Annotated in this window: 10 protein-coding genes; 8 read left to right on the forward strand and 2 right to left on the reverse strand. The window is 31.4% G+C overall.

The features are described 5' to 3' along the window. Nucleotides 1-10 precede the first annotated feature (10 nt). Nucleotides 11-1381: an alkaline phosphatase family protein gene (locus tag IW20_RS22820; protein ID WP_035628060.1), complete on the forward strand. Its 1371-nt coding sequence runs from the start codon at nt 11-13 to the stop codon at nt 1379-1381. Between the two features lie 509 nt (nt 1382-1890). Here the strand turns inward: IW20_RS22820 and IW20_RS22825 are convergent. Beyond that, nucleotides 1891-4356, reverse strand: a complete 2466-nt coding sequence (locus IW20_RS22825; protein ID WP_035628062.1) for an AAA family ATPase — start codon at nt 4354-4356, stop codon at nt 1891-1893. A gap of 6 nt (nt 4357-4362) precedes the next feature. Next, entirely contained in the window at nt 4363-5418 is a 1056-nt protein-coding gene (locus tag IW20_RS22830; RefSeq protein ID WP_035628064.1) for a PKD domain-containing protein, read from the reverse strand. Nucleotides 5419-5995: 577 nt separating this feature from the next. Between IW20_RS22830 and IW20_RS22835 the strand changes: the two genes are divergently transcribed. The 7 genes from IW20_RS22835 to IW20_RS22865 all read left to right on the forward strand — a co-directional run. Then, complete coding sequence (locus tag IW20_RS22835) at nt 5996-6637, forward strand: C40 family peptidase (RefSeq protein WP_035628065.1); 642 nt, start codon at nt 5996-5998, stop codon at nt 6635-6637. Beyond that, complete coding sequence (locus IW20_RS22840) at nt 6621-7565, forward strand: type VI secretion system baseplate subunit TssG (RefSeq protein WP_240478526.1); 945 nt, start codon at nt 6621-6623, stop codon at nt 7563-7565. Before IW20_RS22835 ends, IW20_RS22840 begins: the two co-directional genes overlap by 17 nt. Before the next feature lie 2 nt (nt 7566-7567). Further along, nucleotides 7568-8554, forward strand: coding sequence for a TssN family type VI secretion system protein (locus tag IW20_RS22845; protein ID WP_035628069.1), 987 nt, complete (start codon nt 7568-7570; stop codon nt 8552-8554). A gap of 36 nt (nt 8555-8590) precedes the next feature. Then, nucleotides 8591-9670: a LysM peptidoglycan-binding domain-containing protein gene (locus tag IW20_RS22850; RefSeq protein ID WP_035628071.1), complete on the forward strand. Its 1080-nt coding sequence runs from the start codon at nt 8591-8593 to the stop codon at nt 9668-9670. An 88-nt stretch (nt 9671-9758) separates the two neighbouring features. After that, nucleotides 9759-10253, forward strand: a complete 495-nt coding sequence (locus IW20_RS22855; RefSeq protein WP_035628073.1) for a DUF4280 domain-containing protein — start codon at nt 9759-9761, stop codon at nt 10251-10253. 11 nt (nt 10254-10264) lie between these two features. Next, nucleotides 10265-13042 carry a glycoside hydrolase family 19 protein gene (locus IW20_RS22860; protein ID WP_035628075.1) on the forward strand — a complete coding sequence of 926 codons (2778 nt, stop codon included), beginning with the start codon at nt 10265-10267 and terminating at the stop codon, nt 13040-13042. A 20-nt stretch (nt 13043-13062) separates the two neighbouring features. Next, nucleotides 13063-13517 (forward strand): hypothetical protein (locus IW20_RS22865; RefSeq protein WP_165571471.1); only part of this gene is annotated, 455 nt, incomplete at its 3' end.

Raw genomic sequence — 13517 nt, forward strand, 5'->3', positions numbered from 1 at the left:
ATACAAAACAATGCAACAAACAGTCGTTATAAATGTGGTAGGGCTTACGACTACTTTACTCGAGGATTCAGAACTTTTTTTGCACCAATGGTTTAAAAAAAATAATCATTTAAGCATTATAGAACCTGTACTTCCTGCTCTTACTTGCTCGGCTCAAACTACTTATTTAACCGGAAAATGGCCTTCTGAACACGGAATCGTCGGCAATGGATGGTATGATAGAACTGATGCCGAAGTAAAAATGTGGAAACAATCAAATAGACTAATACAGACTCCAAAAATATGGGATTTAGCACGAAAGATAGATCCAGCATTTACTTGCGCCAATATGTTTTGGTGGTACAATATGTATTCAGATGCTAATTATACAGTAACACCACGTCCGCAATATTGGGCAGATGGACAGAAAAAACCAGATTGCTACTCCAAACCAGCCAATTTAAGAGATCGTTTGCAAGAGAGATTGGGAACATTTCCATTATTTGACTTTTGGGGACCAAAAACAACCATACGTTCCAGCCAATGGATTGCCGATGCATCAAAGTTGGTTTACGAATGGTATAAACCCACGCTTACATTAATTTATTTGCCTCATTTAGATTATTGCTGTCAAAAATATGCTCCAAAATCGCCAGAAATAATCAAAGATGTAAAAGCTATAGATAAAGTATGCAAAGATTTAATTGAATTTTACGAAAGTAATGGAGTAGAAGTTATTGTTTTATCCGAGTATGGTATCACCAAGGTTACAAACCCTATTCATATCAATAAATTTTTACGCTCTAATGGATATTTACAAATACGAGTTGAGCGAGGATTAGAATTATTAGACGCTGGAGAGTGCAGAGCTTTTGCACTAGCAGATCATCAGATAGCGCATATATATGTAAAAGATAAAAATGATCTCCAAGAGCTTAAAGAATTATTCGAAAAGATTGCTGGAGTAGCTAAAGTTTTAGATGATGAAGGGAAAAAAGCACATCATCTTAATCATGAGCGTTCGGGTGATCTTGTACTTATTGCAAATCAAGACAGTTGGTTTACCTATTACTATTGGTTGGATGATAGTGATGCACCTGATTTTGCGCGTACTGTAGAAATTCATAAAAAAACAGGTTATGATCCCGTAGAACTTTTTCTTGATCCTAAAAAGAAGTTCATTTTGCCTCGAATCATTTTTAAATTAATTCGAAAAAAACTTGGCTTTCGTACCCTTATGAATGTGATTCCGCTTGACGCGACATTAGTTAAAGGCTCTCATGGATGCATTCCTGAAAGTGATGCCGATAAACCCGTATTTATAAGTAAAAATGGTAAATTAGATAAAATAGAAAGCAATACGGTTTGCCAATATATACTCGATACTATCTTTAAAAATTAAATCTGTTTAAATAGATTTATTTAAACAAAACTGCTGATTTACTAATTAAAAAAGGAGTTAAACTTAATAGAAAGCCCAATTCTTTATTACTAAGGATTGGGCTTTTTTGCTATTATCCCATTATTTACAACCTTAATTTCTAATTATTCCTATCCGTTTAGAAAAAATCTTACACAATAAAAAAAGCGTATTCATGTATTAACTATTTTATTTTTAGCTGTTTAAAAGCTGAGTAAAAATTTAATTAACATTTTTTTACAAAAAAAACATTTAAAATTTTATCCTTGTAAGAATTTATAAAAATACTTATTAATTAAGCATATTTATCTTGATATTATTTTTTTTAAAGAATAAATAAAGACATAATAAATTGGAATAAAACTAGACGACGATGGATAAATTGGTTTGGTTTTAGAATAATCTACCACGCGTTTAGAAAGAATAAAATAGTTAAAAACAAAAAAACGCTAAGGATACTTAGCGTTTTTCATTTTATAAAATAGAATTAATTAATTGTGAGAGTCAATTAACACTTCTTCTTTAATCCATTTTACTTCTTCGTTTTCGATTACGACAATCATTTTATCTCCATCTTTTACTTCACCCGAAATTATTTTCTTGGCCAATGGTCTTCTTAAATGACTGCGAATAATGCTCTTGATAGGTCTTGCACCATATTTAGCATTATATCCATTTTCTGCCAAATGTAGTTTAGCTTCCATCGGGATTTCAACAGTTATATTGATGTTTTTTAGTAAATCCATGAACTCTTTTTTAAGATGGATTTCAAATATTTTTAATGCATTTTCTTTGCTAATAGGAGCAAAAGGAACAATTTCAGTTAATCGCCCTAAAAACTCAGGTCTGAAATAATTCCCCATAATTTCCATTAAGGAAGTTGAAGTTGGAATTTTACCACTATTAAAAGTTTCTACAATATGATCTGCACCAATGTTTGAAGTAAAAAGGATAATAGCATTAGAGAAATCCCCTTCTTTACCTAAACGATCATGAAGCTTTCCTTCGTCCATAATTTGCAAGAATACATCATAAACAGAAGTATGTGCTTTCTCGATCTCATCAAATAATACGATAGAATATGGTTTTTGTCTTATCTTGTTCACCAATAATCCACCTTCTTCATAACCTACATATCCCGGAGGTGCTCCATAAAGTAATGCTGCCGAATGCTCTTCTTTAAATTCAGACATATCAAAGCGTATAATAGCATTTTCATCCTGAAAAAGGAATTCTGCTAAACTCTTTGCTAGTTCTGTTTTTCCTGTTCCTGTTGGCCCTAAAAAGAAGAATGATGCAATAGGTTGTCCTGCTTTACTTAAGCCTGATCTTGATTCTAAAATAGATCCTGCAACAGTAGCAATACAATGATCCTGACCAATTACTCTTCGGCCTAAAACCTCTTCAATATTGTTTAGTTTCTGTTTTTCTTCCTCTTTTAGTTTTCCTGCAGGAATGCCTGTTTTTTGAGCAATAATAAGCGATAAATCAAAAGCTTCAATATGTACACGTTTGTCTAAAGCTCTTTCTTCAATAGCACTTATCAGGCTTTCGATATGATTGATGATAGACTCAGAAGTTTCAAATGTTTTATTGTCATTTTGCTCCTCAACAACCATTAAAAATGTTGTTTTATTGATTAAATCTATCAGAAACCAATTCGCTTCTTTTATTAATTGTTCTTCAGATAAACCAGCTTCATTTTGTTTTAAAAGCTGTAATTTATCCAGAATAGATTGTTTTTCTTTAAGGAAAGTTTCACCAGAAGTTTTTAAAACCGACATGGTATGGTCGATAAGATTAATTGCTGATTCTGGAAGACTTTTTTCTTTTAAATATCTTTTAGATAGGCGAATAGACTCTGTAATAGTCTCATCATCGATTTGTATTTTATGATGTTCCTGATATGTTTTAATCGACTCGCGAATCATTCGGAACAAAGTATCATCATCAGATTCTTCAAGTTTTACAATCTCAAACATACCCGATAAACCTTGTTCTTTCTCAATTCGTTTGGTGTATTCATCGATTGTAGATGTTGCAATAATGTTTAATCCTTTGGCTAATTCACCTTTTAAAACATTAGATACGCCTGAATCTCCACCGTTTTTATCTAGTAGAATATGAATTTCTTCGATAATAAGAATTGCTTTAGGATACTGTCTTAGTTCCTGAATACAATTTTTTAATCTGTCTTCGATTTCACCTTTATAAGAAGCTCCGGCAATTAGGGAAGATAAATCTAGTTCAAAAAGTTGTACTTTATTTAAAACATCCGGAACCTGATTTGCAATTACATTTTGAACGAGAGTATCAATTAAAATTGATTTTCCAATACCTCGATCACCAATCAATAATACATTGGGTTTAGAAAATCTGCAAAGAATTTCTTTAATCGTATTTAGTTCAGTTTCACGACCAATAGCGACTATTCTCTTTTTCTTTTTTTCAAGATTTTTATGGATGCAATATTTCCCCAAAAAGCCTTTTTTAACTTCCTGTTTTGCAACGTTTAGTTCCTGAGGTATGTTAGTTTGGTCTTCTAGTAGTTCGTTTCGAGAAATAGGATATGTTTTCATCTGGTCGAAATTAAATCCTACTCCAGGTGAGCTTAACGCTACTATAATAGCATAAAGACTAATTTCGTCTTCATTTAATATGGATCTTACCGATTCGGCTTCCTTGATGATTTCATCAATTACATCGCTCGGTTCTGCATTAAGAACTTGACTTGTTTTTGGTTCATCTTCCATTCGAACTTCTGCCCATTCGTCAAGATAATAAACATCTTTTCCCATTGTTTCAAGTTGCTTCAAAAGAGATAAATCTCTGTTTAAAATAGCTTTTAATAAATGGGCTGCCGAGTAGTATTTGTTTGAATTGGTTTTAGCAATTTTTCTTGCTATTTCAAATGCACTTAGTAATTCTACGCTGAAAATGTTTTTTTCTTCTTCCATACTATTTTAATCTTTAGTCCAGATCAAGTATTTTTTTACTTTATAGCTAATATTTAATCCTTTAATGCAATTATTTTGTTTGTCTTTGTTTAATCGTATTGATTCTATCTTTATTTTTTTGCCTTTAATAGCTGCACATAATTGTGAAAAAGTCAACAAATCTTTATCATTTTTTACAATCGGAATGTCTAAATCATCGCATAAGTATTCAGAAAAATCATCTTTGACTTTACTTCCTTCGGCAACTTTAGTTAGTAAGATTTCGAACTGATCTTCGGATATTTTAGGTGCTTTTTTTACTGCGGCAACACTATCTTTTTGTGTTTTAGTTTTTGGAGCAACTGGCACATATTGTAGCATATCTTCCAGAGGGTCTTTTTTAACAGAACCTCTTGGTAATGAGAAAGCTTCTGCCTTTTTTTCATACACATAAGACGTTATATCCAGCGGATTTGTTTTCTTAATTACTCTGGTATGTACATAGATCGTTTTTTTGGCAACAGTACTAAAATCTCCATTTATAATAAGCGTAATTGTTTTCTCACCTGGAGTTGAGAAAGTGTATACAGGATTTTCTGAAGTTTCGTCAATTCCTCTTCTATTTTCCCCAAATGACCATTCCCATGTTTTTGCATCATCAGATACGGATCTAAAATAGGTAGGTTGTCCTGCGGTGATTATTTTTGGGACAATAATTTGTGGTGCTCCAAATTTATCTGCAGCATATTTATCCTTAATTACGAGTTCTCGAGTATGGGTACAATCCCCATTTATGGTTAATGTAATTTTATATTTTCCAGGTTTTTTATACACGTGAAAAGTATGTCTTCTTACATCTAATAAAGACCCATCTCCAAAATCCCATTCCCATGTTTTTGCATTATGTGTTCGGTCATAAAACTCAATGGATTCCTCGCTTTGCGAGTGGTCAGAGAAAATATAGAACTTAACATCTTCGCAATCTACATGGTTGAAAAACTGTATTATAAATGCAACTATTCCTATCAATAATAAAACTGCAAAGAAGAATATAACCCTAATATCGATGTTTTTTTTATTCATTTTTTATTTTTAAGAATTCACAAAAGTCAGAATATATTTTATAAAGTTGCTCGCAAAAATAGTTTTTATTATTTTAAGATTCCAAAAATTATTACTATAAAATTTACAAAAAATAATTTGTATTCTTACATAATAATTTATTAGGTTTGCAACCGTGTGTTTATGAACATAAAAAAAATCATAATAAAAAGTGCCAGGCTAACAAATACCACAGCAGTTAGTATTTTGGCAAACTAAAAATGAATCATAATTTCATTTTTAGTCATTGTAGATTTAATTAGAAAAAAGTAAAATACCTTAAAGTGGTATTTTTAAAACTTTTTCAGCTTGTTTTCTATTCGATAGCGATATAGATTGCAGCTTTAAAATTTCAGAATAATTTTAGATTTATAAAGTTTGAAAATGTCGCACATCTTATGGAATGGGCATTTTTAAGAAAGATTACAATAAAAAACATAATTAGTTAGTAAATACCACATCAACTAGCTTTTGTAATTAACATAGATTTCAATAATTGAAAATCTACAGCCGTTGGTTTTTTTAAACTGAGGCAAAATAATATTTGATATTTTTTTTAATGAAGCAAGTAATTTTATTAATACTAGCAATGTTGCTACAAGCAGAATGCAGGAGTCAGAGTTATATTTCTCAGATTCCCTTTAAATATGATTATTCCTTGGATTTGTTGAAAAAACAATCTCACATGGAAGAAGTCGGTTTGAAGAATAAAGTAGTTGTAAATGATAATTCGGAAAATTTAAGCGATGCTATTTTAGCTTTAAAAGAAAAGTATTCGATAGTTCTTGCTGTAACTCCTAATAAGATAACGAATTATAGTTTGTATTCTTATATAGATACTTGGATTAATACGCCATACAAGGAAAAAAGCTTTTCGAAAAAAGGAATCGATTGCTCTTATTTCTTGCAATCATTGTATAGTGATGTTTATAAAGTAACGCTTCCTAAAGATCCTGCTGGAATGTGGAAATCTAAATCAATCCAGATTTTTACAGGACGAAGTTTTTTGGCAGAAGGAGATTTAGTTTTTTTTAGATACGACAAAGATCATCCTATCTCTGATGTTGGTTTATACCTTCATAACGATAGGATTTTGGCATGTACAGATAAAGGATTGGCGATTTATAATTTCAATGACGACTATTTTCAATTGCGCTATATAGGAGCAGGAAGAATCAATGAAGATGCAAAGAAGAAATAAACAGTCACTTGAAATTTTGGTAAAAGAAATAGAGAGTATTTCTTATGATATCAGAGCCGAAATCATAGCTAATGAACTCATTGAGAGCAGTAATGTTGTCTCGGAAGAAATTATTATTTCTAACAAAGGGCAATTCTCAAGAGCGTATAGGAGTGATGTTTTGGGCGCAACGATTCAGGATGATAACTACGATAAACAGGAATATCTTAATATATTCTTGTCTAGAGATAGTATCTATGATGCGCTGCCAGAGGGTTATGTTCATAGTTTAAGCGAGAACAATGCCGATAAGTCTGTTCGACAAATGATAAAAGAGCATAAGCATCAGAAAAAACAAGAAGCTGAAGCTCGTAACTTTTTTGTTCCTTTTGAGAATGAAATTTTTCATTATAGGACTAAGATTGAAAGTGTTGAGAGAGATTTTTTATACAAATTAAACGGAAGTAAACCGCTAGATTTTTTTTATGACTTCTGGGGTTTACCACAAATTTATCCAGCAGTTTTGGTGTCTAAGTTTATTCAGCTTTTACCATACGCTTATAAAATTGTTGGAGATATTGATTTGGCATGTCGCTGTTTAGCTAGTATTATAGAAGAAAAAGTACAATATACAATAACAAGTTCTAAAGAATATAGTGATGAAAACGAGCAAATAAATTTAGGAGAGAATAGATTGGGAGTAGATTTTATTTGCGGGAACAAATACATGGATTACTCCATGAATGTAACCGTAGAGATAGGACCTATAACCAATAAGCCTTTTCAAGATTATATTCATGAGGGTGGAGTTAAAAAATTTATAGATTGTTTTTATGAGCATTTTTTCCCGATGGAGGTTGAGCTTAAAACAATCTTATTAATGAATGAAGAAACAGAAGCATTTAATTTTAGTAAACAACCTGTGTTGGGGTATACAACACGAATTTAGAAATGGTAAAGAAACATTTATTAGCGCTTATAGATATTAGGCTCATTGTATTTCTGGTTGTAATTATAGCAGTAAGCGTTATTCTTACAATGGTATTTAGTGATAAGGTAAAAGAATTTGCAGTAAAATATAAGAGAAAATTTTACATCTATATATTTTCGTTTGTGCTTATTTACGCATTAGTAGCCTTTTTGGGTTATAACAAGTTATTTACAGAACTATCCGATGAATTTCTTTTTTATCAAATAGCTTCTTTATTGTTCGGATCACTCCATGTTTATTTATACCGATGGTATTTTGAAGAATTTAACGCCAAATCTGTTGGTATCGAATTGTTATTTTCATTACTAATTATTCTGTATTCGAGTGTACTGTTTATAATTATTTATACAGCACTTAATGGTATTGGACTTACTTTCTTAATGTGTTCCCACTTCTTGGTATTTATTGTTCCTACAGGAATTTACGCAGTATTTAATTATATGATGCAAATTCCACCAAAAGAATATGTTACCTGGAGAATACCAAAGGGTAAAAATCCTTTTCCAGAAATTGATGGTGTAGAAATGAAGGATTTATTACTTATAACTTTATTGATTCAGAAAAAATCTGATAGTGCAACTTATACTTCTCTTAGATCAAAAGGACCAGTACGAATTGATTTTGGAAACTTATTTTACCATACCGTTTCGGGATATAATGATCATAATGCAGAAAGTATAATAGAATTGGATCAAAATGGTGAAAACTACAATTGGGTATTTTTCTTGCAACCTAAATGGTATCAAAGTGCTAAGTATGTCGATGCCAAATATACTTTGGGTATGAATGGTATTACCGAAAACTCGGTTATTATTTGTAAAAGACAAAAAGAAAAAGAAATCAAAATAGATAAAAAAACGAAGAAAGAGGATGAAGGCTTTATGTACGAGCCTACGGTAGAGGAAAAAAAAGAAAGTAAAAAAGAAGTTAAAGAGCCAGCATTATAAGGTTACAGAATAAATTTTAAAATTAGCTAAGATACAATGTACTATATAGAAGGTTCTGAAATGTCGTTATACGACAAACATCGCACTTATAGAATAAGGGAAGGAGATACGCTGGAAAGTGTTGCTCAAAAACTTGGTATAGATGCGAGAGAACTCAGACGATACCATAATATATATTGCCCTATTCCGGATTTAATTGAAGCCGATTTTAAAAGTCATTTAGAATTATTGATTTTAGCTCCTGAAAAAAGTGATAGTACAGAGAAAAAGGGCATTGAGAATACAACTGTAAAAGTTGTTTTAAAGAATGATTACACATTGCCATTCTTGCTTAGAGGGCTTGATAAGAAATATAAAGTACATTATATAAGTGAAGTAGGAGATCAAGTTGATACTATTACTACAGAGGTAAATGTAAAATGGCTTGCTGTAGATAAGAATAAGTTTCAGCTCTTTGAAATAAACAAAGCATCTAATATTTATATAAATGCCGAAAAGCCAGATTCTGTGATGGATGAATTGGGAGCAAAAACTGCCGAAATTTTATATCCATTAAAGATTGTTGTAGACGGATCAGGCAAATGGGTTGATATTTATAATTATGACGAAATCATAAGCCGTTGGGAAGATACCAAGAGAGAAATTCTGGATTATTATGAAGGTGAGGTAACTCATGCTTATATAGAACATACAGAATATGCATTAGAGAGTTCGGGAACATTACTGGAGTCTCTATCTTCTGATTATTTCTTGAGAGCTTTTTTTAGTGGTATTTATGTAGGTTATACTGCAAATTATTCTTTTGAGAATAAGGTTTATTTTCCGTTAGAAAAAAATGAAGAGTCTTTATTTAAAGTAGAGCAAAAGGTAAATCCTTATCTAGATGAATCTGGTTTAATTAAAGTAGAGCAAAACGGAGCTTATGTAGATACAGGTTTTGATGTGAGTTTTGGTTTTGAAGCTTGGGAAGGAAATTATAGTGCAACCTATTTTTTAGATTCTGATACTTATAGTATAGAAAAAATAAATTTAGAATGTAGTGTTGACTATCATGAACCCATAAAATTAACTATAACAATCGATTCTTTAACAGAAGAAACGGAGACAGAAAGCTAAAAAAAAATAGAATAATTGATTTGAGTAAGATTTATAAAAAAGAAAACGGAATCAACAAGGATATTTAATATCCAAAAAAGGTAAAGCCATGAGTGAGAAACATGTAGTAGTACAGGGAGCAACGGTAAAATGTAAGTTTAGTGTAGAGCCTAAGTTGGATAAACTTAAGGTGAAAACACAAAGTAAGCATTATGCCAATGACAAAGATGCCGAGAAAAAACTCATAGCAACCGATAAAGAAATTGGGCAAACATTAGAGAAAAATACCTTTGGTAAATGCAAAATGCAACCTAACGGAAGCGGAGATTACCTGCCTTGCAAAGCAACGATTACTAAATGGAGTGGTTTTTATGATAAAGTTACATTATCTAATAAAGGAAAAATTTTATTAGAAAATAGTAAAGCAACTTGCCCAATAGGAGGACCAGATTGTATTACTGTAGATAAACATGGACAGAAGGCAGAGCCAGGAAAACAAAATGCAAAAAAGGCTAAACCACAGGTAAGTAATCAGATAAACCCATTGGTAGATACAGCTAAATTTCAAGAAAGTTTAGAAGAGAGTGATTCTATTTGTAAATAAAACGAAGCAGTATGTCAGATTTTAAAATAACTGGTAATCCTAATCCTGTAGTAGGAAAAGAAGAGTTTTACACGATAAATGCTCTTTTTGGTAGCTTGCTTCCAAATCCTCTTATGCCTAAGAGTTCATTTGGGCCTCCAGTTTCCTGGACAATACACGTATTGGAGCATGGTAAGTGGCGAAAAACAAAAGAGAATGACAAAACAGGAGACAAAGTTTCCTATACTTTCTTGCATAAAAGCTTGGAAAGAAAAGGGATTCGTATCATGGCCAAAAGAGGGGAGCAAGTTGCTCGACTTGATGTAAAAACTCAAGCTGCCGGAACCCCAAAAATTGATAGCGTAGAATTACTGGACAAAAGCGGAAAAAAACCTGCCAAGCCGCTGTCTTATGGACAAACACTTAAAGCGAGAGTACATTGCTTGCATATGGAAAAACGTAAAGTGTATGTTACGCTTTGGGAGGATGATGCAAAAAAGGGAGGACACAATAAGGCAAATGAAAAAAATATAGTAGAAACACGTTTTGGAATTGTTAAAAATGGAAAAGCTGATGTTGATTTTCCTTTAAGACCAAGTTTTGCGAAAATTGCAACAAAAGCAGGGCCTGAAAGTGATAAAATTCATGAATACTATGTAACAACCGAGTTTAATAAAGAAAAAATACCTAGTAATAATGTTAATGTAAATGAGCTCGAAGCACCAGTAGCACCTTTTAAGGGTAAAACGACTTCTCCAGGACAAACACAACCAATTAAGAACAATGTGCCTGTGCAGAAACCTAAAACTTCAACTGTGCCAGCACAGACAAAAGTAAAAGGAGTTATTAATAGTGTAAACATTACTGATGCTAATGGAAACAAAATAAAAGGTGTTTTTAAAGAAAACCGAATTAAAGTCTGGATAAATTCTAAAGGACTTATCGGGAAAGAAGTTCGTCTTAAATTGTATGATGAAGATGTTGTTAGCGATGATGAATTACTTGATCAAAAGTTTACTATCAAGTCAGATTTACATGTTAGGCTAGTACCTCTAGATACAATACCAAGAAGCTTAGGAGGTGATTTCGGAGAAGGGCCTGAATTAGAGTTATTTGCACATGTTGAAGTATTACAAAGTGATGTGAATAAACCAAGTGAAGTAGTTAAGGTAGATGCTAAGGTATTTAAACCAGATCCTATTGAGCCTACGAATAATGTGATGAAGCAAGGCAAGAATGATAAAAAGGATGAGAAGAAGGATGAGAAAAAGGGAGGTTGTGAAAGATGTAAGACTTTGACAAAAAAGGAATTAGAGTTGATTTTTACAGATGCAGATGATTCAATGTTGACAAATGTCGTTAATGCTTTTAATGAGGGAATTAATAAATTTGAAATAAATACTTGTTTAAGGAAAGCTCATTTTTTTGCTCAGGTTTTAAAAGAAGTTGGAACTAAACTAGAGTTAAAAAAACCAGAGAGTATGAATTATAGTGCTGGAGCACTTAAAGATGGTTATTGGTATAGTGAAGGAACAAATTGGATAAAAGGTAATCGACAAACAGGAGAAGGCGGCTATTTTGCAAATGGAACAAAAAAGAATTATTGTAATTTATCTTATTTTAGAACTAATAAAGCTATAGCTGATTTATATGCTAGAAAAGATTTAAATGGTTATAATGATCGTGGTATTCAAAGTGCAAATCAGGATATGTTAGCTAATTATGCATATTCAAATAAATTTGGTAATAAAGGTTTTGAGACGGGAGACGGAAGTAAGTATAGAGGTAAAGGGTTAATACAATTAACATGGAAAGAAAATTATGAAAAAGTATATGAAAAAATAAAGCTAGTTGACCCTCTAGTTAATATTGTAAATAATCCAGAAAAGATTTTAACTGATATTAGATACGCAGTTTTTTCCGCAATGGGATTCTGGCAATTAAAAAAAGTAAACAGTGTTATAGTAAATGATACTAATGAGTCTATAGCTAATTTGGTGACAGGTAAAATTAATCCTAATGATGATGCTGATTCAAAAAAGAGGAGAAGAGAAAATTATAAAAATATAACTAAGAAAATATTTAAGGTTGATGATTGTGAAAATGGTAAAACAACTATAAAAGAAGTAGATGGACAATCCGAATATTATACTTATAAATCAGGGAAGATAAAACTTATTAAAGGTACTGAAAAGAAACATGCTTATTATGTAGAAAAAGGAGGTGGCAAATTTAAACTACTTTATGTTTTAGATGAAAATGAACATGGAATGGTAAAAATACCTAGTTCAGGTAGTGGATTTGGTAGATATAGTGGTGTTGATGCTGGTGGGATTTCTGGAGGAGAAACTGTTGGACAAGGAGACCATTATTTATTACCAAAAACAGCAGCATGTTTATTCGGGATTATTAGTGAAGTAAATGAAAAAGGTTGGGAAATTCACTTAGGTGATATGTCATCAGAAAATGGTAGTGATCCATGGGGAGCAGGTTCTAGTCATCATGCTGGGCATGGGCATTTAGGAAGAAGAAAAGGACTTGATTGTGATTTTCGTTATTTAAACACTTCAGGGAAAAGTTATCAAGGTAATAACACAAGTTCAATTTTTGATAAAGAAAAAAATAAAACAGTTTTTAATCTTGCTTATACATATGGTTTTAGAAAGAATTTTTGTGCTAATCCAGTAACCATTTTTGGTAATAGCATACAAGGTGTTATACATGATAAAGGTCACGCTGATCATGGCCATATTGGTTTGACAGATATTGATTTAGAAGAAGTAAAAAGTTTAAATGTAAATAAAATATGAGATTGTTTGTGATATTATTTTTGGCAACATTATTAAGTTGTGTAGACAAAAAAGAAGAGCAAAAATTAGTTAAAGATAAAATTGAAATTAGTACTAATACTCAAACAGATATTGATTGTGGGGATTTTATCTTAAAAGTTGATATTGATAAAGATGATTTTAGTATTGTCAATAAAGGAGACACTATATATATATATAAAGATCTGTATGGATCAATAGAAGATAAAAAAATAAGTATAATTGAGAAAGGTAGTAAACTAAGTAATATAGAATTAAATGAAAATATAGAGACTAAATTCTATCAAAGAATGACCGATGATAACAGTGGCTCTGCATTAGATTTTTCTTATGAAAAAATAAATAAGCCAAACTTAGTATCAAATGCATTCATTAGTTCTAATAGTGAAAGTTTTAAATCAATTTTATTTGACAAATGTTTTCTTGAAGTAAAAAATGAGTCTTTAAAAAAACAAAA

Origin of the sequence: Flavobacterium hydatis (assembly GCF_000737695.1) — a bacterium.
GTDB classification, from domain to species: domain Bacteria; phylum Bacteroidota; class Bacteroidia; order Flavobacteriales; family Flavobacteriaceae; genus Flavobacterium; species Flavobacterium hydatis.